At 70.2% G+C, this 19,631-nt stretch carries 23 protein-coding genes and 1 tRNA gene; 15 read left to right on the top strand and 9 right to left on the bottom strand.

From position 1 onward, the window contains the following. Positions 1-75: 75 nt before the first annotated feature. The gene (locus EI982_RS14815; RefSeq protein ID WP_157690425.1) at positions 76-912 is read left to right on the top strand and encodes a Rieske (2Fe-2S) protein; all 837 of its coding nucleotides are present in this window, start codon (positions 76-78) and stop codon (positions 910-912) included. On the opposite strand, the gene EI982_RS14810 is transcribed toward EI982_RS14815, so the two are convergent. From EI982_RS14810 to EI982_RS14800, 3 genes are read right to left on the bottom strand one after another with little or no spacing between them, the layout of a single operon-like run. Beyond that, complete coding sequence (locus EI982_RS14810) at positions 909-1,187, bottom strand: ubiquitin-like small modifier protein 1 (protein ID WP_157690424.1); 279 nt, start codon at positions 1,185-1,187, stop codon at positions 909-911. The genes EI982_RS14815 and EI982_RS14810 overlap by 4 nt on opposite strands. 32 nt (positions 1,188-1,219) lie before the next feature. Next, the gene (locus tag EI982_RS14805) at positions 1,220-2,395 is read right to left on the bottom strand and encodes a DUF8167 domain-containing protein (RefSeq protein ID WP_157690423.1); all 1,176 of its coding nucleotides are present in this window, start codon (positions 2,393-2,395) and stop codon (positions 1,220-1,222) included. After that, positions 2,392-3,636, bottom strand: coding sequence for a potassium channel family protein (locus EI982_RS14800; protein WP_157690422.1), 1,245 nt, complete (start codon positions 3,634-3,636; stop codon positions 2,392-2,394). The genes EI982_RS14805 and EI982_RS14800 overlap by 4 nt, the downstream gene beginning before the upstream one ends. Before the next feature lie 87 nt (positions 3,637-3,723). Here EI982_RS14800 and EI982_RS14795 point away from each other — a divergent pair, with 87 nt between their 5' ends. After that, entirely contained in the window at positions 3,724-4,881 is a 1,158-nt protein-coding gene (locus EI982_RS14795) for an NAD-binding protein (RefSeq protein WP_157690421.1), read from the top strand. Here EI982_RS14795 and EI982_RS14790 read toward each other — a convergent pair. Then, positions 4,878-6,266, bottom strand: a complete 1,389-nt coding sequence (locus EI982_RS14790; protein ID WP_157690420.1) for a universal stress protein — start codon at positions 6,264-6,266, stop codon at positions 4,878-4,880. The genes EI982_RS14795 and EI982_RS14790 overlap by 4 nt on opposite strands. 2 nt (positions 6,267-6,268) lie before the next feature. Continuing rightward, complete coding sequence (locus tag EI982_RS14785; RefSeq protein ID WP_157690419.1) at positions 6,269-7,003, bottom strand: nucleoside phosphorylase; 735 nt, start codon at positions 7,001-7,003, stop codon at positions 6,269-6,271. A 197-nt stretch (positions 7,004-7,200) separates the two neighbouring features. On the opposite strand from EI982_RS14785, the gene EI982_RS14780 reads away from it, so the two are divergent. Beyond that, positions 7,201-8,175 carry a hypothetical protein gene (locus tag EI982_RS14780; RefSeq protein ID WP_157690418.1) on the top strand — a complete coding sequence of 325 codons (975 nt, stop codon included), beginning with the start codon at positions 7,201-7,203 and terminating at the stop codon, positions 8,173-8,175. Between the two features lie 6 nt (positions 8,176-8,181). On the opposite strand, the gene EI982_RS14775 is transcribed toward EI982_RS14780, so the two are convergent. Further along, complete coding sequence (locus tag EI982_RS14775) at positions 8,182-8,988, bottom strand: DUF63 family protein (RefSeq protein WP_157691246.1); 807 nt, start codon at positions 8,986-8,988, stop codon at positions 8,182-8,184. A gap of 67 nt (positions 8,989-9,055) precedes the next feature. Here EI982_RS14775 and deoC point away from each other — a divergent pair, with 67 nt between their 5' ends. The 3 genes from deoC to EI982_RS14760 all read left to right on the top strand — a co-directional run bounded on the left by deoC (position 9,056) and on the right by EI982_RS14760 (position 11,297). Further along, entirely contained in the window at positions 9,056-9,682 is a 627-nt protein-coding gene (deoC, locus tag EI982_RS14770; RefSeq protein ID WP_157690417.1) for a deoxyribose-phosphate aldolase, read from the top strand. 86 nt (positions 9,683-9,768) lie between these two features. Beyond that, positions 9,769-11,025, top strand: a complete 1,257-nt coding sequence (locus EI982_RS14765) for a tRNA (N(6)-L-threonylcarbamoyladenosine(37)-C(2))-methylthiotransferase (RefSeq protein ID WP_157690416.1) — start codon at positions 9,769-9,771, stop codon at positions 11,023-11,025. Continuing rightward, positions 11,022-11,297 (top strand): helix-turn-helix transcriptional regulator, encoded by a 276-nt coding sequence (locus EI982_RS14760; protein ID WP_157690415.1) that lies wholly within the window; start codon positions 11,022-11,024, stop codon positions 11,295-11,297. The genes EI982_RS14765 and EI982_RS14760 overlap by 4 nt, the downstream gene beginning before the upstream one ends. Here the strand turns inward: EI982_RS14760 and EI982_RS14755 are convergent. Both EI982_RS14755 and EI982_RS14750 read right to left on the bottom strand, forming a co-directional pair. Beyond that, positions 11,294-12,211, bottom strand: a complete 918-nt coding sequence (locus EI982_RS14755; RefSeq protein ID WP_157690414.1) for a cation diffusion facilitator family transporter — start codon at positions 12,209-12,211, stop codon at positions 11,294-11,296. The genes EI982_RS14760 and EI982_RS14755 overlap by 4 nt on opposite strands. Before the next feature lie 72 nt (positions 12,212-12,283). Continuing rightward, a complete protein-coding gene (locus EI982_RS14750; protein WP_157690413.1) occupies positions 12,284-12,838 on the bottom strand; it encodes an HIT family protein in 555 nt (184 codons plus the stop codon). Between the two features lie 203 nt (positions 12,839-13,041). Between EI982_RS14750 and EI982_RS19255 the strand changes: the two genes are divergently transcribed. Continuing rightward, positions 13,042-13,242 (top strand): DUF7835 family putative zinc beta-ribbon protein, encoded by a 201-nt coding sequence (locus EI982_RS19255; RefSeq protein WP_157690412.1) that lies wholly within the window; start codon positions 13,042-13,044, stop codon positions 13,240-13,242. Here the strand turns inward: EI982_RS19255 and map are convergent. Continuing rightward, on the bottom strand, positions 13,239-14,129 hold the full coding sequence (map, locus tag EI982_RS14740; RefSeq protein ID WP_157690411.1) for a type II methionyl aminopeptidase: 891 nt from the start codon (positions 14,127-14,129) through the stop codon (positions 13,239-13,241). The genes EI982_RS19255 and map overlap by 4 nt on opposite strands. 31 nt (positions 14,130-14,160) lie before the next feature. Here map and EI982_RS14735 point away from each other — a divergent pair, with 31 nt between their 5' ends. From EI982_RS14735 to EI982_RS14700, 8 genes are all read left to right on the top strand, one after another. Next, positions 14,161-14,442 (top strand): hypothetical protein, encoded by a 282-nt coding sequence (locus tag EI982_RS14735; protein WP_157690410.1) that lies wholly within the window; start codon positions 14,161-14,163, stop codon positions 14,440-14,442. A 111-nt stretch (positions 14,443-14,553) separates the two neighbouring features. Next, positions 14,554-15,813: an isocitrate dehydrogenase (NADP(+)) gene (gene icd / locus EI982_RS14730; RefSeq protein WP_157690409.1), complete on the top strand. Its 1,260-nt coding sequence runs from the start codon at positions 14,554-14,556 to the stop codon at positions 15,811-15,813. A 71-nt stretch (positions 15,814-15,884) separates the two neighbouring features. Next, positions 15,885-16,532 (top strand): adenylate kinase, encoded by a 648-nt coding sequence (locus EI982_RS14725; protein WP_157690408.1) that lies wholly within the window; start codon positions 15,885-15,887, stop codon positions 16,530-16,532. 39 nt (positions 16,533-16,571) lie between these two features. Then, positions 16,572-17,000, top strand: coding sequence for a DUF7994 family protein (locus EI982_RS14720; protein WP_199243652.1), 429 nt, complete (start codon positions 16,572-16,574; stop codon positions 16,998-17,000). Between the two features lie 62 nt (positions 17,001-17,062). Next, positions 17,063-17,959: a DUF106 domain-containing protein gene (locus EI982_RS14715; RefSeq protein ID WP_157690407.1), complete on the top strand. Its 897-nt coding sequence runs from the start codon at positions 17,063-17,065 to the stop codon at positions 17,957-17,959. 90 nt (positions 17,960-18,049) lie between these two features. Next, positions 18,050-18,631: a (d)CMP kinase gene (cmk, locus tag EI982_RS14710; RefSeq protein WP_157690406.1), complete on the top strand. Its 582-nt coding sequence runs from the start codon at positions 18,050-18,052 to the stop codon at positions 18,629-18,631. Then, complete coding sequence (locus EI982_RS14705) at positions 18,628-19,497, top strand: RNA-guided pseudouridylation complex pseudouridine synthase subunit Cbf5 (protein ID WP_157690405.1); 870 nt, start codon at positions 18,628-18,630, stop codon at positions 19,495-19,497. Before cmk ends, EI982_RS14705 begins: the two co-directional genes overlap by 4 nt. 47 nt (positions 19,498-19,544) lie before the next feature. Then, positions 19,545-19,615 (top strand) — tRNA-Pro (locus EI982_RS14700). Positions 19,616-19,631: the final 16 nt, after the last annotated feature.

The following is a 19,631-nucleotide window of genomic DNA, read 5'->3' as shown; positions in this document are numbered from 1 at the left end:
CCCGTATTTTCGGCCGACGGCGGCCGTGGCCGGGTACTTCGTCATGCTTTTCACTTCCCGCGCCAAGGTTCGAACATGAGCGCGGACGACAAGTATCCCGAGGAGAGCGGCCGGCGACGGTTCGTGAAAGGGGTCGTCGGCGGTTCGGCGCTCGCCGGCGTCGGCGCCGTCGGGACGGTCACCGTCAACAGCGCGACCGCCTCGCCGGGGTCCGGTGGGGGGACGACCCAGGCGTGGGCCATCCAGAACACCGCCGGCCCGGCACCCCGAGGGATGCCACAGATCCCGCTGGAGGTCGACGACGAGGGTTACGTCAAGGGCATCTGGCCCGACGTCGAGACGGTCAGCCAGGGCGGGCGACAGGTCCAGGTCGCCGAGATGGACCTCGGCGGCTCGACGTACACCTCGGAGTGGTTCCAATACTGCGGCGTCGAGGGGTACCAGGGCATCCAGCCGGGCTACGAGAGCGACAACTACTTTCGCTCGGACTCGGCGCCGCCGTACGACTGGCAGTCCTCGAGCAAGGAACAGGGCGACCGCTTCCACGTCGACGACTTCGACGACTACACCGAGTGGGGCAACGGCATCGGGACCGCGGGCGTCGGCAAGCCCGCCACGGGAACGTGGCGGTCACAGGACGCCGAGGACGTGATCCCCGTCCAGGTGCTCCGGAGTCCGCGCATCGAGGAGGCCGCCCAGAACGACGAGTGGCTCCAGGCGAGCACCGACCAGGGCTTCATCGCCTGGCTCAACAAGTGCACCCACTTCTGCTGTGTGCCGGGATACAAGCAGTCCGACAGCGCGGCGCGCTTCGGCGGCGCCGACGGCGTCTACTGTCAGTGTCACCAGTCGGTCTACGATCCCTTCTCCATCGTCCAGACGCTGTTCACCGCGCGGCCGCGGCCCGACTAAGCGCCGCCGCTCACCGGCGGGAACAGCGCGAGTTCGTCGCCCTCGACGAGCGTCGTTTCGAGTCCTTCGTCCGCGTCGACGTTCTCGCCGTTGCGGAGGACGTTGATGTGATCGGCGACCGCACCGGAGTCGTCGAGGACCCTGTCGCGAAGCCCCGGTCGCGTCTCGAACAGTTCGTCGAGTGCGTCGCCGACCGTCGCACCCGGCCCGACGTCGACGCGAATCTCTCGGTCCCCGGCCACCTCCGCGAGATCCGCGAACAGCTTCCACTGCATGGGCGTCACTCGCGCCCCGTCGGGCAAGAGGATTACGTCTCGGTCGGGGACGCGTCCGGGGAACTCCGGGCCTCCAGTCGACGGAAGGTCTCCGGCCGGCTCACGAGGTAGACCTCGTCCCCCGGCGCGAGGGGCCGATCCCGAGCGAGCGTGTCGATCCCGCCGTCGACGGCCTTGACCGCGACGACGGTGGCGTCGAGGCCGTCGACGGGCCGGCCAACCAGGTCACTCCCCGCGTCGACCGTGACGACGTACATCGTCTCCTCGGCCGCCCGCAGGAGGGAGGCGAACTCCCGTTCGGCCTGGGGTTCCGAGGGGAGCGTCACCAGCCGGTAGGTGGTCGTGGCGTCGAGGCGGGTGGCGTCCTCCTCGTCGACGGCGAGGGTCGCGACGTCGTCGACGTGAGCCCGCAGCTCCGCCGTCAACAGCCGCTTGGGTTCCGGATCCGTGCGCCACACCTGCACGCGGTCGCCGGGGCTGGCGGCGTTGGCGGGGTCGGCCCGGACCGCGACGGCGACGGTTCCCGGCGCGAGCGTCGGGCCGATGCCCGTCGCCCGGCTCCCGAGCGCGAGATACTCGACGGTGCCGTCGGCCGACAGCTCCACGTCGACGTGTCCCACGTCGTAGTCGTCCTGCAGGCGGGTGCCGAGTCGGGCCTCCAGGTCGGCGACCGTCAGCCGCCGGGGGAAGATGAGCGTCTTGCCCGCGAGCGTCTCCTTGATCGTCGGCGAGACGGGATCGTACCCCTCCAGGTCGGCGATAGCGTCCGGGTCGTCCGGCAGAGTCACGTCGGTGATGCGGCTCATCGAGCGGACGATACGGCTCACCTCGACGTCGAGTTCGCGGACGCCCGCGACGGCGAAGACGTCGGTGGCGATCCGGTCGCCGACGAGACGGCCCACGGGCGCGGCGGCCGCCCCCACGGCGAGCGCGAGGACGTTGAACACCACGACCGAGGGCGAGAAGACGGACGTCTCGCCGCGTAGGAGGTCGGAGAACGCGCCGACGGTGTTGAGATAGAGGGCGACCACCGAGAGCCCCAGCAGGACCGACAGCCAGGTCGGCAGGCGGAGTTTCGTATACCACCGGTAGCCGAGCGCCGCGGCGCCGGCGAGGAGGGCGGCACCGACGCCGAAGGCCAGCAGCCGGGAGACGGTCTCCACTAGCTCCGGCTCCACCGCCGGGACCGACACCTGAAGCGGCGTCACGCGACCGCCTCCCGGAACGCCGCGAGTGCGTCGGGTTTCCCGACGACGAACAGGTCGTCGCCGACCGCGACCGGGTGTGAGCCGCGGGGCGCGAACCGCCAGTCCCCCTCGTGACGGACGGCGAGGACGGTCACGCCGTAGGTGTCCCGCACCGCCGCTTCGCCGATGGTCCGGCCCGCGACCGGCCCGTCGTCGCCGACCGTGACCTTCCGGATGCGGTCGCCCGCCTGCCGGAGCAGGCTGAGGAGTTCGTACTCGCGGCGAGTGCCGCGAGAGCGGACGAGGAGGTGGTCGACGGTCGACGCGAGCAGCGACTCCGTGCCGGCGGCGTCGACGGCGACCGTCAGCCGGCCGTCGCCGCCGTCGGCGACGGGGAGGGTGGGAGCGGGTGACGGCGCGGCGGCGCCGTCGGGCGTGGCGGCCGCGTCGGTGAGGGGGGGTCCGGCCACCGCCCCGGCGGCCGCGTCGCGGGCGCGGTCGCTCCGCAGGCTCACGACGCTCCCCCGGTAGGTCCGGTCGGGCGTCACGACCGACGCCTCGTCGCCACGGGCCGTGCCGGTCGGCAGGAGCCCGGGGACGGAGACGGCGCGCTTGCCCGGGGGGATGCGTTTCGAGAGGCCGCCGAGCGGGGGCGCGACGCTTACCGTCGCCCGCGCCCGCTCGTCGAGAGTCACGGCCACGTCCGCGAGGTCGAACTCCGTTCGGAGGCGGTCGGTCACCCGCGTCTCCAGTTCGACGACGGGGACGTCGGCGGGGAAGGCCGCCGACCACTCGCGGAGTTCGCGTCTGAGTTCGGTCGGGACGGGCGGATACCCCTCCATGTCGCCGACCTCGCCGGAGACGGTGACGCGAACCTGCCCTCGACCGCCGGCGAGTTCGATGACGTCCGTCGAGAGGGTACGCTCGGTCAGCTTGCGAAGCGACAGCTTCCGGGGGAACTCCGCGCCCATCTTGTCGCCGGCGTTGTGCGCGTACAGCGAGATCATCAGGACGACGACGACGGCGACGGTCAGCCGGACCTGGTTCGCCGACTGGGTGAACGTCGGGTCGTTCAGCGCCAGCAACCCGCCGTTGACGCCGGCGATGGCCACCGCGAGGACGACCACACCGAAAGCGGGGACGGTGACCCCGGTCACGTACTTGAAGATGAAGCCGAAGGCCCACGAGACGAGAGCCGGGACGATGCCGGTCAGTACCCCGAGGTAGATGCCGAAGAGAACCTCGACGGGGAACGATGCCATGGTCGGGACTCGACGGCGAGGCCTAAACCGCTAACGGGCGGTGACCGCGACGAGCCCTTTATGACGCACGTCCGCGAGGGCGTAAGCATGGCCGCGAGTCGGAGCGATCGGTTCCTCGGCGTGCAGGCGGCTGTGGGATTGACGCTCCTCGCGGGCGCGCTCTCGATGGTCACCGGCATCGTCCACATGGGCTCGCCCGCCGGCCGCCCGCTCGTCCCCTTCGTCCCGCCGGTGGCGCGGACGACCGCCGGGTTCACGGGCACGCTCACCGGCTTTCTCCTCCTCGGAAGCGCGCTCGGCCTGCGCCGCGGCCTACGGGCCGCGTGGTACTCGACGCTCTGCCTGCTCGTCGTGTCGGCGGGCCAGGGGCTCGTCCAGGCGAGTGAGACGTCCATCCCGCTCGTGGTGCTGTCGGTGCTCGCCCTGCCGGCCGTCGCGCTCAACCGTCGGCGCTTCGACCGCTCGGTCGACTTCTCGGCGACACAGCTCGCCGCGCTGCTCGCGCTCGGCGGGTCACAGGTGTACATCACCACCGGCGCGTACGCGCTCCGCGAGGAGTTCGGCGGCATCGAGACGCTCGTCGACGCCGTCTACTTCGCCGTCGTCACCTCCAGCACCGTCGGCTACGGCGATATCGTCCCGCGGACGGCGGTGGCACGGCTGTTCGGCATCTCGGCGCTCGTCGTCGGCACGGCGAGTTTCGCCATCGCGCTCGGCGTCCTGCTGACCCCCGCCATCGAAGCCCGACTCGTCAAGGCACTCGGAAAGATGACACAATCAGAACTCGACTTGCTCGACGATCACGTGCTCGTCCTCGGTTACGGCGACCTGACCGAGGCGGTTATTCAGGAACTACAGGGAAACGCCCCCTTCCTCGTCGTCGTCCCGGACGCCGAGAAGGCGCGGGCGCTCGGCGAGCGGGGGATCAACACGCTCACCGGCGACACCAGCGACGAGGCGACGCTCCGGCGGGCCCACATCGAGGACGCCCGCGCCGTCGTCGCGGCGACGAACGACGACGCGGCCGACGCGTTCGCCATCCTGACGGCGCGTCACCTCGCCCCCGAGATTCACGTCGTCGCCGCGGCGACCCAGCGCGAGAACGTCGACAAGCTCCGGCGTGCGGGGGCCGATACGGTCATCAGTCCCGCGAGCATCGGCGGCCACCTGCTCGTCGAGTCGGCGCTCGGCGGCCAGGACGTCGACACCGAGGCGATCGCGGGTCGCCTGCTCGACGAGATCTAGGGCCGCCCCCGGTCGACGATCGCCACGTCGCAGTCCACGTCCCGTAGCCGCTCGAAGGTCGGCGGCGAGACGAGCCGCGAGGCCCGCGAGCGGTCGCCGGAGGAGCCGATCACCAGCAGGTCGTACGCGCCGGCGTTGGCGCCGATGAAGGCGGTGACCTCGCTTCGGGCCACCCGCGTCTCCACGTCGACGTCGACGGTTTCGGCGAGGTCGGCCAGCTGCGACTCGGCGCGCCGTCGCTCCACCTCGCTGTCGATGCAGGTACAGACGCTCAGGCTCCCGCTCCGGCCGACGAGTCGCGCGGCGAAATCGAGCATCGCGTGGGCGACGTCCCCCGGGCGGGAGACGGTCACGAGCACGCGCTTCCAGCGGCGGCGCCCCGTCGTCGGCCGGAAGGCGACGGCGTCGTACCGGCTCTCGAACACCCCCTGGACGTACGGCGAGAGGAGTCCCCGTCGCTCCTCGTGGGGCGTGACCACCAGGTCGCAGTTGGCGTCCGCCGCCGCGCCGACGGTCGTCGGGACGGGCGGGCCGCGGGCGACGACCACCTCGCAGGGGACGCCGAGTCGCGTCCGGACCGTCCCGGCCGTCGCCTCCAACCGCTCGGCGGTCTCGCGGGTCGCCACGGGTTCGTCGGCCGGGTCGTCGGGGGCGTCGTCGCCGTCGAGGATCCCCAGCAACACCACCTTCCCCGCGTCGTGAGCGGCGGCGAGGGTGGCGCCGAACAGCGCCGTCGTCTCGGCGGCCTCGGGGTCGCCGCGCATCGGGACGAGGACGTGGTCGTCGCCCTGTGCGGTGTCGTAGAGGTACTGCGCCCGGCGCTCGTAGAACCGGGAGCGCCAGACCGAGAAGACGACGGCGACGAGGGCGCCGACGGCGGCGACGCTCGCCACGTACGCCTCGGGGGAGGCGTCGTCGGTGACGAGGACGAGCAGCGCCGTCGAGAAGGCCGCGGGCTCCTCCACGTCGAGGAGCCACGTCGTGGCGCCGGTCAGGAAGATGGAGAGGGCGGCGCTGACGGGGGAGATGGCGGCGGTGTCGGCGAACACCTGCGCCGAGAGGGCGAGGGCCGCCCACCCACAGCACGCGCCCACGACGAGGCCGACGGTGAACTTCCAGGGCGAGGCGTAGCGGCCCTCGGGGTCGGCAAAGAGGGTGTACGTTCCCGAGGCGAGCGGCGGGAAGAGCAGAAAGGAGAGTTCGGCGACCGCGTTCGAGATGAGCGTCACGACCCCGATGATCAGGGGGACCGCGGTCAGCACCGTCAGGTGGAGGAGGTTGCCGGTGTGCTGGATCCAGCGGCCGAAGGCCGCGAGTTCGCGGCGTTCGAACCGCCGGAGGCGGCGGGCGGCGGCGACGACACGGGCGAGCACCCCCTCCAGCATCGTCAGCCGAGCGTCGCGGCGGCGTCGAGGGCCAACTCGATCATCCGCGCGACGTTGTCCCGGGCCTTCGGCGGGAGTTCGTCCTCGCTCACGTCACCGCTCCCCTTCTGTGTGCCCGCGACGAGGTTGCCGTCGACGGTACAGATCGCGCCCGCCCGGAGTCCCTTCCGGCGGGCGAGGGCGAAGAGCGCGGCCGCCTCCATCTCCACGGCGAGGAGGCCGGCGTCCTCCCAGTCGGCGACGTAGTCGTCGGTCTCGGCGTAGAAGGCGTCGTCGGTGACGACGGGGCCGACGTGGACGGCCTCGTCGTTCGACTCGGCGGCGTCGGTCAGGGCCCGCACCACCTCGAAATCCGGGACGGCGGGGTACTCGACCCGCTCGTAGCGCTTGGTCGTCCCCTCCTCCTTGGCGGCGCCGGTCGCGACCACCATGTCGCCGACTTCGATGTCGGCCTGGAGCGCCCCGGTCGTCCCCGGCCGGATGACGGTGTCGACGCCGACGGCCGCGAGTTCCTCCAGGGCGATGGCCGCCGAGGGCGATCCGACACCGGTCGAACAGATCGTCAGCGGGACGCCCGCGTACTCGCCGTTGACGAGGCGGTACTCCCGGTTGTGGGCGAGTTCCTCGACCGCGCCACAGCGGTCGGCGATCCGCTGGACCCGGCCCGGATCGCCGGGCAGGAGCGCCACGTCGTGAACGTCGCCCTCGTCGACACGCAGGTGCGGCTGGATGGCCATACCGATGCACGCCGCGCCGTGGAGAAAATACCTCGGGGTCGTTCGATAACGGTCGGTCAACCGTTCCTTTCATACTGTTTATTGTAAGTCATTACCGGTGGTTCGCCGAGACGGTCCGGCGAACCACCGGCAACCAGTTACAATAATCCGTATCAGTCACCGGTGGTTCCTTGTGGGTCGGATCCGAGTCGGTCCGCATGGACCGGCGACGCTTCCTCGCAGCGGGCACGGCGGCCGGACTCGCCGGCTTGGCGGGGTGTCTCGACGCGGCCGGCGGCGGCGACGGCGACGATTCGGGACGGACCCTCCGGCTCCGACTCTCGCGGACCTCGACGCCGCTCCGCTCGGAGTACGTGGTCGACTTCGCGACGACCGAGCGCCCGGACGACGCGGACGCCTTCGCGGCCGCACTCGACGGCGAAGCGTACACGACCCAGTACCGGCGCCCGTTCGGCGCCCGGCCCGACGATCCGGTCTACACCCGCCACGAGGGGACCTACTACCGTCTGGGATCGGTCGTCGTCGACGAGGCGGCGGTCACCCATCCGGTGCTCCGCCTGTCGCGGGTCGCCGACGCCGACGATCCGGACGCGCCGGACGCCGTGGCCGCCACCGACCTGGCCGAGCGGGACCGGGGCGTCGTCCACGTCGCCCACATGGCCGCCCGGGCGCGGGGCAACGAGGGCGGAATGCCGGTCGGGCTGGTCGACCGCGGCGGCTACGTCTACCGCGACGCCGAGCGGGCCGAGGCGAGTCGCCTCGTCGGCACGGACGCGCCGACCCACGTCGCCTACCGCGACGCCGTCTACGCCGTCGAGGTGGACCGCGAGCGGTTCCACGAACCGGTCTACCGCGCGACGGCCGAGCCGGTGGCGGAGACGCCCGAGCACATGGAGGCGATCCTCCGGGCACGGTTCGTCACCGCACGGCTCTCGGGGAGGGACCTCCCGGACGAGGCACGGTCGATCCTGCAGGAGGCGCAGGGCGAGGGCTACGGCGAGACCCATCCGTACTCCGAGGCCTACCGGAGGGTTCTGACGGGGCTTCACGCCCGCGCCTACCTCGACGGGAACGTGGAGAAGGACGCTCACGTCGATGACCCCGGGAGCGGGGTGGTGCTGGACGACGGTGTGTACTACGACTACCGGCTGCGGTTCCTCGACGGCGGGTGAGCGGGGTCAGGCGACCGCAAACAGCAGGACGTTGTGGACGCCGGGGCCCAGTCCCACGGCGGCGACGAATCCGAGGAGGAGACGACCCTCGGTGGGCGCCTCGCGGACCGTCTCGGCGAGGAGGGCCACCACCCCGCCCGCGACGACGAGTTTCACGAGGACGAACAGCCACCCGCTCCCGAGGAGGGAGGCGGTGGGGAGCGACGCCGCGAACTCGATGACGAGCGCGGAGAGGGGGGTGCGCTCCGTGAAGCCGAGGAGGTCGATACCGACGGCGGTCGAGACGCCGTCGAGGGCGTGGCCGGCGACGGCGAGGGCGCCGAGTCGGCCCGTGACCGCCACGCCGGGCCACGTCCGCCGGATGAGCGTCCACGCGCCGGCGGCGACGACGGCGGCGCCGACGAGGATGCCGACCGCGGGACCGATCCGGAGGGTGTCGCGGGCGAGGCCGACGGCGACGACGGCGGCGACGACGGGCACGAAGAGGGCGGCGCCGACGCCGCCGACGAGCGCGGGCGTCCCCCGGGCCGTCGCGTCGGCGACGAGCCACGTCGCCCCCGCGAGGACGGCGGCGGTGAGATACACCGCGGGCGTACCCGCGAGCGGGCGGAGGGGATCGGGGAGCGTTTCGAGCGCGTAGAGGACGTGGACGGCGGCGCCGAGGACCATCCACGGCGTCGCGGCGAGGACGAGCCGTTCGGTCACCGGGGGTCGACGGCGGGCGAGGAGGCCGGCGACGACGCCGAGGCCTGCGAGCAGGGCGAGGAGGTAGGGGAGCGGCGGGAGGGAAAAGCCCTCGGGGAGCAGCGCCAGCGTCATGCAGTGGAAGGCGGGGAGTCGCCGGGAAAGCCTTACGCTCCGCCGCCGCGAGACGGGTGGTATGGACCGAGCCGAGTTCGCTGCCCGCATCGACCACACCGTCCTCGGGCCGGCGACGACGCCGGCCGACGCCCGAGGGGTCGTCGCGGCGGCGGCCGAGTACGGCACTAACGCCTGCGTCCCGCCGTGTTACGTGAGCGAGGTGCGAGGCGAGGCCGACGTGACGCTCGCGACGGTCGTCGGCTTCCCCCACGGACAGCACGCGCCGGCGATCAAACGCGAGGAGGCGGTCGCGGCCTGGGAGGCCGGCGCCGACGAACTCGACGTGGTGGTGAACGTCGGGCGCCTGAAGGCCGGCGACGACGACGCGGTGACCGCGGAGTTGGCCGAACTCGTGGCGGCGGTGCCGGTGCCGGTGAAGGTCATCGTCGAGGCGCCGCTGTTGACCGACGCGGAGAAGCGCCGGGCGGGCGAGGCGGCCGTCGCGGCCGACGCCGACTACCTGAAGACGGGGACCGGGTTTTCCGGACCGGCGACCGTCGCGGACGTGGAACTGCTGGCGGAGTACCTCCCGGTGAAGGCCAGCGGCGGAATCGACACGACCGAGCGGGCGCGGGCGATGCTCGATGCGGGGGCGAAACGGATCGGCGCGTCCGCGGGCGTCGCCCTCGTCGAAGGGTTCGAGTGAGGCCGCCGGCCGTTCCCGTCTCGGGCCGCTGGAAGCGGGCGGGACCGTCGCGCTTTTCTCCGCGCGGGCGCAAGCCCGGATAGCGAATGGCCCGCTATCACATCGAGACGTACGGGTGTACGGCCAACCGGGGCGAGAGCCGATCGATCGAGCGACGGCTCCGGGACGGCGGGCACCATCCCGCCGACGGCCCGGCCGACGCCGACGTGGCCATCCTCAACACCTGTACGGTCGTCGAGAAGACGGAGCGAAACATGCTCCGGCGGGCCGAAGAACTCGAAGCCGAGACGGGCGACCTCGTGGTCACCGGCTGTATGGCGCTGGCACAGGGCGAGGAGTTCGCCGAGGCTGGCGTCGACGCCCAGGTCGTCCACTGGGACGAGGTGCCCGAGGCGGCGATGAACGGCGAGTGTCCCACCACCACGCCGGACGCCGAACCGATCCTCGACGGGGTGATCGGCATCCTCCCCATCGCCCGCGGCTGCATGAGCGACTGCTCGTACTGCATCACCAAACGGGCGACGGGACGCCTCGACTCCCCGTCGGTCGAGGAGAACGTCGAGAAGGCGCGGGCGCTGGTCCACGCGGGCGCGACGGAACTCCGCATCACCGGCCAGGACACCGGCGTCTACGGCTGGGACCGCAACCAAGGTGAGAGCCTCCTGCCCGAACTCCTCGACCGGATCTGTGACATCGAGGGCGACTTCCGGGTTCGGGTCGGGATGGCCAACCCGAAGGGCGTCCACGGCGTCCGCGAGGAACTGGCCGACGTCTTCGCCGACAACGAGAAGCTCTACAACTTCCTGCACGCGCCCGTCCAGTCGGGGTCGGACGACGTGCTCGCGGACATGCGCCGCCAACACCGGGTCGAGGAGTTCCTCGAAGTGGTCGACACCTTCGACGACCGCCTCGACCGCTGGACGCTCTCGACGGACTTCATCGTCGGCTTCCCCACCGAGACGGAGACCGACCACGAGCGGAGCATGGAACTCCTGGCACGGATCCGCCCGGAGAAGATCAACGTCACCCGCTTCTCGAAGCGGCCGGGGACCGACGCCGCCGAGATGAAGGGTCTGGGCGGGACGATCAAGAAGGAGCGTTCGAAGGCGATGTCGGAGCTGAAACGCGAGGTGGTCGGCGAGATCCACGCGTCGATGGTCGGCGAGCGCCACGAGGTGCTCGCGGTCCGGCCGGGCACCGGCGACTCGGTGAAGTGCCGCGACGGCGCCTACCGACAGGTGATCGTCCGGAACGCCGACGAGTACGGGATCGAACCCGGCGACCGGGTCGAGGTGGAGATCACCGCTCACGAGACGATGTACGTCTTCGGTCGACCGACATGAAGTGGCTCCGGAGCGGCCTCCGTCGGGACATCTGTGTGATCGTCGCGAGAGAGGGGTCGCCGACGGCACAGGAGTGCAAGGCGGCCCTGGAGTCGCGCTACGGCGAACGGGTCGAGCCCTCGACCTTCTACGGCGCGCTGGAGACGCTGACCGACACGGGCCACCTCGAAAAGACGGTCGACGGCATTCACGACCGCTACGAACTCACCGAGGCGGGCGAACGGTCGCTCCGCGACCACTACGACTGGGTGACGGAGACGCTCCCGTACTAGGGAGGAGTCGTCGACGCCGACGAGCGCTCGGAGGCGTCTTTCCACTCGCCGAGGCCGGCGGGGTCGAGGTGGACGTGCACGTCGGAGACGGGTTCGATCTCGCGGACCCGGTCCCGGAGCTCCGTCTCGATGTCGTGGGCGGCGGCGAGGGAGTGGTCGCCGTCGATCTCGGCGTGGAACTCGACTTCGATCACGTGCCCGGAGTAGTAGGCGACGAAGTCGTGGACGCCACGCACCTCGGGGTGTGAACGGATCGCCTCCTCGATCCGCTCGCGGTCCTCGGCCGGGGGCGCGCCGTCCGAGAGATAGCGGATGTTCTCCCGCGAGATATCGACCCCCTGATAGATGACGAGGAGGCTCACGAGACCGCCGGCCAGCGGGTCGAAGATGGGGTAGCCGAGCGCCATGCCGGCGACGCCGGCGAAGGCGGCGAGCGTGGTGTAGATGTCGTTCTTGCTGTCGGCCGCGAGCGCCCGCAGGCTCGGCGACTCGACGTCCCGGTTCACTAGGCAGGTGTACCAGTAGCAGGCGTAGCGGTCGACGAGGGCGAAGAGGAGGCCGACCACCAGGATGGTGCTGTACTCGGCGCTGGGGCCGGTGAGGAGGGCGTTCCCGGAGTCGTAGAGGAGTTTCAGTCCGAGGAGGACGAGCACGCCACCGACGAAGAGGGCAGAGAGGGGTTCGAACCGTTCGTGACCATGCGGATGGGAGGCGTCGGGGTCGTCGTAGACGAATCGGCCCCAGACGAGGACGACGGCGCTCGCCAGGAGGTCGGCGACCGAGTGGGCGGCGTCGGCCATGAGCGCGAGGCTCCCCGAGAGGACGCCGAGAACCCCCTCGACGACGATCTTGAGGACGTTCGAGACGACGTTGACCCACGACGCCTTCAGGAACGCGGCGCGGTCCCCTGGCATGTGACTCCACCGAGGATCCAGACCCACATAAGCGGTGTCATTAGTGACGTAGAAGCGAGTTTTCGACTCGATCTAATCCACGAGTTCGAGCGAGACCGCCCGCTCGTCACCGGGGACGGTGGCGTCGGGCTGCGCGGCGAAGGCCGCGTGGAGGCGGTCGTAGGTATCGGCTACCGCCTCGACGATAACCTTCGTGTCCGCGACGACGGGCATGAAGTTGGTGTCACCGTCCCACCGCGGAACGACGTGTGTGTGAACGTGGTCGTCGATGGAGCCGCCGGCCGGGCCGCCGCCGAGGTTGAGGCCCATGTTGAACGCGTCGGGGTCGAAAGCCGCCTCCATGGCGTCGACGGTGCGCTGTTTGAGGCGGGCGTGATCCAGCAGTTCGTCCGCGTCGAGCGCGCGGTAGTCCCCGTCGTGTCGGTCCGGGACCACCATGGCGTGGCCCGGGTTGTACGGGTAGTTGTTCAGGACGACGAAGGCGTGGTCGCTCCGGGCGACGATCAGGTTCTCCCGGTGGTCGTCGCGCTCGGGGAGGACACAGAACGGACAGCCGTCGACGGCGTCGGCGTCGGCGTCGTCGCGGGTCACCCACTCGATGCGCCACGGCGCGAACAGTTGCTCCATGTGGTCGCGGGGTCGTCCAGCCGTATATACCGCCCGCCACGCGACGGGATGCCGGGACGCCGCGGGACGGTGCCCCCGTGTGACGCCCGTCCGACAGCGATTGATTCTCACGGGTGAAAATCCGGCTGAGGCCGGATTAACCTGGTTTAATCCGGGTTAACCGAGTGCGGGGCTTATGCGAACGGCACCGAAAGGGGGTATCGATGAAGGCGAAACGACCGGACCCAGACACTAACCACGAACTGTGTCCTGACTGCGGCCGAGAGACCAGACACACGGTCAGGGTGGAGATACGAACGGAGAACCCAGCCTCGGCGAACGCCGCGTTCTCACGGGAACCGTATCGGGTCGCGGTCTGTGCGGTCTGCGAGGCGGAATCGATCCAGCGGATGAACGACGCCTAGGCGGTCGTTACTTCGCACCCGTCCTCGGTGACGACGAGGGTGTGTTCGGCCTGACTGACGAGACGCCCCGCTTCCTCCTTCAACACGGGATAGCCGTGGACGACGTCCTGCTGTTTGAGTCGGCGGAGCGCCATCTCCGTGCGGGGGGCGTCGAACCACCGGGCGGCGAAGGGGAGGGTGCGGTACTCCTCGGTGATCGTCTCGAGGATCTGCCGGGCCTGTCGGTTGCGGACCGACCGCTCCCGTTCCAAGCCGTAGATCTCCTCCTTGTTCCCCTCGCGCACCTTGCCGCGGCCGTCGGTGGCGAACGGTTCGATGGCGATCACGTCGCCGACAGCGAGTTCGGCCCCGTGGTCGACGCCGCGGTTGGGAACGCTCGGCCCCGTGTGGGCGTCCCACTGCTCGACGCCGTGGCCGGAGAGGTTGAGGACGGGCGTGTAGCCGTACCCCCGGATCACCTCCTCGATCTCGGCGCCGATCGTCCCCGTGTCCACGCCCGGGGCGACGGCGTCGACGGCGACGTCGAGCGCCTCCTCGGCGGCCTCCACGAGTTCGGGGTTGCCCGAGAGGTCGACCGTCGTCGCGGCGTCGGCGATGTAGCCGTCGACGTGGACGCCTACGTCGAGACAGACCATCTCCTCGCCGAACTCCGCGTCGTCGTCGCGGCCGGGCGTCGAGTGGCTGGCCTCCTCGTCGACGCTGATGTTGACGGGGAACGCGGGGCCGTCGGCCAACTCGTCGATCCGGTCCTCGGCGTGTTCCGCGACTTCGAGGTGGGTGACGCCCGGTTCGATCATCTCGGCCGCCTCGTCGAGGACGGTACGCAACGCCTCGCCGGCTCGGCGATACTTCTCGACGGTCTCCTCGTCGAGGGATCCAACGCTCATGGCCGCTATTGACCCGAGTCGGGGAAAGAGGTTGCGGCATCGGCGGCCGCGGCGCCGTCACGCTTCGGCGACCCGCACCTGCATCGACGCGCTGTTGAACGCGCTCCCGACGCCGACGTCGTCACGGACGATCAGCCCCGCCGTCGACCCCGTCGCGTCCTCGAACGCCTCGATGTGGCGCCGTCCGCTCGGCGGCGGCGCCGACGGTGCGGTCGCTGGTCATACAGCCGGCGTCGACGCGGCTCCCGTCCGCGGCGTCGGCGAGGAGCGCCGCGCGGGGTCGTCGGGGGGACGCCCGCGCCGCCGTGGATGACGCGCATGGTCGATGGAGGGCAGGGAGACGGATTTTACCCTCGCCTGTCCGACCGGGGGGTTCCGGAATAACGGCAGTTCTTTCACGCTGGTCGGTGAACTGCGCGACGATATGAGCTACGACAACGTCGAGGTTCCCGACGACGGAAACGCGATCACCGTCGACGAGGACACCGGCGAACTCGCCGTACCGTCGAACCCGATCATCCCGATCATCTACGGGGATGGCATCGGCACCGACGTCGCCCCGGCCGCCCAGCAGGTACTCGACGCCGCCGCCGAGGCGACGGGACGCTCAATCGAGTGGATGCGCCTCTACGCCGGCGAGTCCGCGCGCGAGCGCTACGACGAGAACCTGCCCGACGAGACGGTCGAGGCCATCCGCGAACACCGCGTCGCGATCAAGGGGCCGCTGACGACGCCCGTCGGTTCCGGCTTCCGCTCGCTGAACGTCGCCCTCCGGAAGCGACTCGACCTGTACGCGAACGTCCGCCCGACCTACCACCTCGAGGGCGTCCCCTCGCCGGTGAAAAACCCCGAGAAGATGGATATGGTCAACTTCCGGGAGAACACCGAGGACGTGTACGCCGGCATCGAGTGGGAGGCCGGCACCGACGAGGTCGAGCAGGTCCGGGAGTTCGTCGAGGAGGAGATGGGCGAGACGGGCGTCATCCACGACGGCCCGGTCGGCATCGGGATCAAACCCATCTCGGAGTTCGGGAGCAAGCGTCTGATCCGGGAGGCCATCGACTACGCCATCGAGAACGACCGCGACTCGGTGACGCTGGTCCACAAGGGCAACATCATGAAGTTCACCGAGGCGGCCTTCCGCGACTGGGGTTACGAACTCGCCGCGGAGGAGTACGGCGACGAGGTCATCACCGAGGACACCCTCTGGGAGGAGTACGACGGCGAGGCCCCCGAGGGGGCAGTCGTCGTCAAGGACCGCATCGCGGACAACATGCTCCAGCAGCTCCTGACGCGGACCGAGCAGTACGACGTGCTGGCGATGCCGAACCTGAACGGCGACTACCTCTCGGACGCCGCGGGGGCCCAGATCGGTGGCCTCGGCATCGCGCCGGGCGCGAACCTCGGCGACGGCCGCGTGCTCGCCGAGCCCGTCCACGGCTCCGCGCCGAAGTACGCCGGCGAGGACAAGGTCAACCCCACGGCGATGATCCTCTCGGGTCGGATCATGCTCGAACAGCTCGGCTGGGACGACGCCGCCGACCTGATCCGTGACGCCGTCGAGACGACCATCTCCGCCGGCGAAGTCACCTACGACCTCCACCGGCAGATCGAGGGCGGCACGAAACTCGCCACCAGCGAGTACGCCGACGCCGTCTGTGCGCGCATCGAGGAACTCTCCTAACCGGCCCGGTCGCGCCGCCCCGTCGCGGGCGATTCCTGCACGCATTTATACTCGGAGGGGGTGCTATCCGTATGAGCGAGCCACACGTGCTGTTGCTCGGGGCACCGGGTGCGGGCAAGGGAACGCAGAGCAAGCGCCTCGCCGAGGCGTTCGACATCGAACACGTCACCACGGGCGATGCCCTCCGGGCGAACAAGGACATGGACATCGGCCACATGGACACCGAGTACGACACGCCGCGGGCCTACATGGAGGCGGGCGAACTCGTCCCCGACGCGGTGGTCAACGAGATCGTCAAGACGGCACTGGAGGAGGCGGACGGCTACGTCCTCGACGGCTACCCGCGCAACCTCGATCAGGCCGAGTACCTCTCCGAGATCACCGACCTCGACGTCGTCGTCTTCCTCGACGTGAACGAGTCGGAACTCGTCGACCGGCTCACCGGACGGCGGGTCTGTGACGAGTGTGGCGCAAACTACCACGTCGAGTTCAGCCCGCCGGCGACCGAGGGCGTCTGCGACGACTGCGGCGGCGACCTGATCCAGCGGGACGACGACACCGAGGAGACCGTCCGCGAACGCCTCCAAGTGTACGAGGACAACACCGCGCCGGTCGTCGAACATTACCGCGAGGCGGGCATCCTGGTCGAAGTCGACGGCGAGGGGACGCCCGACGAGGTCTTCGAGTCGATCAGCGACGAGGTCGACGCCGCGATCTGACGGGAAGCCTATATCTCGCTGGCGATCGGAGGCGCTCGTGTGAACGCGACCACGCACCGACGGCTGTGTGGCGTCCTCGGTCTCGGCCTGCTGACGGTGGTCGGTGGCGGGCTCGCCCTCGTCGGCGCGGCCCCGTTCGGCACGCCGACGCTCGCCGTCCAGGTCGTCCTCGTCGGCGCCGCGGGGGCGCTCGACGTCGTCGCCGCGTTCGGGAACCCGGTGACCGCCCGGATCGACTGGTTCCGGCTGAGCGGGGCGGCGAACGTCGCGCTCGGACTGGCGCTTCCGGTCGGGATCCTCGGCTGGGAGGGCGGCGCCGGCGGCACCCTGCTGCTCGCCGTCACGGCGGTCGGCGGGCTCTCGCTCGCCGCCGTCGGCGTCGACATGTGGTGTTGTGCCGGCAAACACGTCTACGAGCGGCCGCTGGACGCCGACACGGATCCCGCCACGGGTTCCGGCGACCGGTGACGGGGGGTGCCGCCGGCGACGGAGTAAAAGGTTCATAACCGGTGGGGGGTTACTCGGTGGCAATGGCACGGATCGAGCAGAAGGTGCGGGACCTCGTCTCCGACGACGCGGGGATGGAGTCGGTCGTCCGGACGGTCCTCGACCGTGCGGACGACGGCGAGGTCAAGTGGGTCGACGTCCGCGACGACGTATCGAGCGGACAGTGGGGCCGCCTGATCGAGAAGGGGGTGCTGGTCGACGGCGAGTCCGGGTTCAGACTGGCCGATCCCGAGGCGACCCGCGAGGCACTCGAGAACGGATCGACGACCGCGACGGGCTCGACGGACGACGAGGACGACTCGTCGTGGTCGACGTGGGACAAGGGAGCGGCGGTGCTCAGCGTGGGGCTCATGGCCGGCTACTCGTGGTCGCCGCTACGCAACATCATCGGCAACGCCATGGACGTCGCCCTCGGACCGCTGAACACGGCGCTTCCCTTCTACGCCGTCGTCATGATCCTCGCGGTGGTGACGGGACTGTACTCGACGCTCCTGCAGGCGAACCTGATGGACTCCGAGAAGATGGGCGAGTACCAGGAGAAGATGCAGGAGATCCAGGAGCGACGCAAGGCGGCCAAGGAACGGGGCGACGACGAGGCCCTCGACCGCATCCAGGACGAGCAGATGGAGGCCATGGGCGATCAGATGGGCATGTTCAAAGAGCAGTTCCGTCCCATGGTGTGGATCATGTTTCTCACCATCCCCGTCTTCCTCTGGATGTACTGGAAGGTGGGGATCGGTGACCCCTCCAGCGGGCAGTTCGGGACGATCGTCCTCCCTTTCCGGGGGACCGTCGCGTGGAAGGAACAGATCCTCGGGCCGATCCAGGTGTGGATCGTCTGGTATTTCGTCTGCTCGATGGGCTTCACCCAGATCATCCGCAAGGGCCTGAACATCGACATCAGCCCGACCGGCACCTGATACCGTCCCCGTGTCGGATCCACCGATCGGACAGGACGCCCGCAAAACGAAGTGAACATACTCTTTTAGACGGCCGCCATCAGTAGCGATATGTTACTCACCGTGTCCGGACCGGCGGGCAGTGGGAAGAGCACTACCGCCGCCGGGCTCGCGGAGGCGCTGGATCTGGAGCACGTCAGCGGTGGCGACATCTTCCGCGACCTGGCGGCCGAACGGGGGTACTCGCCGGTCGAGTTCAACGAGCTCGCCGAGGAGGACGAACGGATCGACCGCGACCTCGACCGCCGCCTGTACGAGATCGCCCGGGATCGGGACGACCTCGTCCTCGAATCCAGGCTCGCGGGGTGGCTCGCCGGCGACCACGCCGACTTCCGCCTCTGGCTGGACGCCCCGATCGACGTCCGGGGCGCCCGCATCGCCGACCGCGAGGGGAAGTCAGTCCAGCGCGCCCGCGAGGAGACGGAACGACGCGAGCGAAGCGAGCACAAGCGCTACGCCGACTACTACGGCATCGATATCGACGACCTCTCGATCTACGATTTCGTCGTGAACACCGCACGGTGGACCGCCGAGGACGTACACGCGATCCTCACGAGCGCGATCGAACGTTACGACCCGGCGGCCGACGAGGGACGCTACCCAGTCGCCGTTGTCGACGATTTCCAGCCGTGAGCCTCCGCGATCCACCCGGCGACCGGTCGCTCGACGACCGCCTCGCGTTCGGCGTCGTCAACCTCGACAAGCCACCCGGCCCCTCCGCACACCAAGTGGCCGGGTGGGTGCGCGACATGGCGGGCGTCGACCGGGCCGCCCACGCGGGCACGCTCGACCCGAAGGTGACCGGCTGTCTGCCGACGATGCTCGGCGACGCCACCCGCCTCGCGCCCGTCTTCCTCGAAGGGCGCAAGGAGTACGTCGCAGTCCTCGAACTCCACGGCTCGCCGCCGGCCGACCTCGAAGATATCCTCGCCGAGTTCGAGGGCGACATCTACCAGAAACCGCCGCGCAAGAGCGCCGTCTCCCGCCGGCTCCGTACCCGCCGCGTCCACGCCCTCGACCTCCTCGAAACCCGGGACCGACAGGCCCTCGTCCGCATCGAGTGTGCGAGCGGGACCTACGTCCGGAAGCTCTGTCACGACCTCGGCCTCGCGCTCGGCACCGGTGCCCACATGGGCGACCTCCGGCGGACGGCCACCGATCCCTTCGACGACCGCGACCTCGTGACGCTCCACGACCTCGCCGACGCCCTCGCCTTCGCCGAGGCGGGCGACGAGACACCGCTGCGGGAGGTCGTCGCCCCCGCGGAGCGCGTCCTCGACGACCTGCCCGCCGTGACGATCGCCCCCAGCGCCGCCGAACAGGTGGCGACCGGCGCCCCCGTCTACGCCCCCGGCGTCCTCGACGCCGACGACGCGCCGCGGGACGCCCTCGTCGCCTGTGTCACCCCCGACGGGTCGGCAGTCTGTCTCGGCCGACTCGTCGGCGACCCCGGGGCCGAGTCGGGCGTCGTCGTCGACCTCGAACGGGTGCTGGTGTGAGGCTGAAACGACACGCTTAACCCGGACACCACCGTGCCTCGAAACGCGGGACCGTGGGGTAGTGGTATCCTCTGCGCATGGGGTGCGTTGGACCCGTGTTCGAATCACGGCGGTCCCATCCCACTTCTGACACA

Origin of the sequence: Haloplanus salinarum (genome assembly GCF_009762275.1) — an archaeon.
GTDB lineage: Archaea > Halobacteriota > Halobacteria > Halobacteriales > Haloferacaceae > Haloplanus > Haloplanus salinarum.
This window is presented reverse-complemented; position numbering and strand designations above follow the sequence as displayed.

Coding starts and splice junctions, on each gene's coding strand:
- EI982_RS14815 (WP_157690425.1), top strand. CDS start 76: ATGAGCGCGGACGACAAGTATCCCGAGGAGAGCGGCCGGCGACGGTTC.
- EI982_RS14810 (WP_157690424.1), bottom strand. CDS start 1,187: ATGCAGTGGAAGCTGTTCGCGGATCTCGCGGAGGTGGCCGGGGACCGA.
- EI982_RS14800 (WP_157690422.1), bottom strand. CDS start 3,636: ATGGCATCGTTCCCCGTCGAGGTTCTCTTCGGCATCTACCTCGGGGTA.
- EI982_RS14795 (WP_157690421.1), top strand. CDS start 3,724: ATGGCCGCGAGTCGGAGCGATCGGTTCCTCGGCGTGCAGGCGGCTGTG.
- EI982_RS14790 (WP_157690420.1), bottom strand. CDS start 6,266: ATGCTGGAGGGGGTGCTCGCCCGTGTCGTCGCCGCCGCCCGCCGCCTC.
- EI982_RS14785 (WP_157690419.1), bottom strand. CDS start 7,003: ATGGCCATCCAGCCGCACCTGCGTGTCGACGAGGGCGACGTTCACGAC.
- EI982_RS14780 (WP_157690418.1), top strand. CDS start 7,201: ATGGACCGGCGACGCTTCCTCGCAGCGGGCACGGCGGCCGGACTCGCC.
- deoC (WP_157690417.1), top strand. CDS start 9,056: ATGGACCGAGCCGAGTTCGCTGCCCGCATCGACCACACCGTCCTCGGG.
- EI982_RS14765 (WP_157690416.1), top strand. CDS start 9,769: ATGGCCCGCTATCACATCGAGACGTACGGGTGTACGGCCAACCGGGGC.
- EI982_RS14760 (WP_157690415.1), top strand. CDS start 11,022: ATGAAGTGGCTCCGGAGCGGCCTCCGTCGGGACATCTGTGTGATCGTC.
- EI982_RS14755 (WP_157690414.1), bottom strand. CDS start 12,211: ATGCCAGGGGACCGCGCCGCGTTCCTGAAGGCGTCGTGGGTCAACGTC.
- EI982_RS14750 (WP_157690413.1), bottom strand. CDS start 12,838: ATGGAGCAACTGTTCGCGCCGTGGCGCATCGAGTGGGTGACCCGCGAC.
- EI982_RS19255 (WP_157690412.1), top strand. CDS start 13,042: ATGAAGGCGAAACGACCGGACCCAGACACTAACCACGAACTGTGTCCT.
- map (WP_157690411.1), bottom strand. CDS start 14,129: ATGAGCGTTGGATCCCTCGACGAGGAGACCGTCGAGAAGTATCGCCGA.
- icd (WP_157690409.1), top strand. CDS start 14,554: ATGAGCTACGACAACGTCGAGGTTCCCGACGACGGAAACGCGATCACC.
- EI982_RS14725 (WP_157690408.1), top strand. CDS start 15,885: ATGAGCGAGCCACACGTGCTGTTGCTCGGGGCACCGGGTGCGGGCAAG.
- EI982_RS14715 (WP_157690407.1), top strand. CDS start 17,063: ATGGCACGGATCGAGCAGAAGGTGCGGGACCTCGTCTCCGACGACGCG.
- cmk (WP_157690406.1), top strand. CDS start 18,050: ATGTTACTCACCGTGTCCGGACCGGCGGGCAGTGGGAAGAGCACTACC.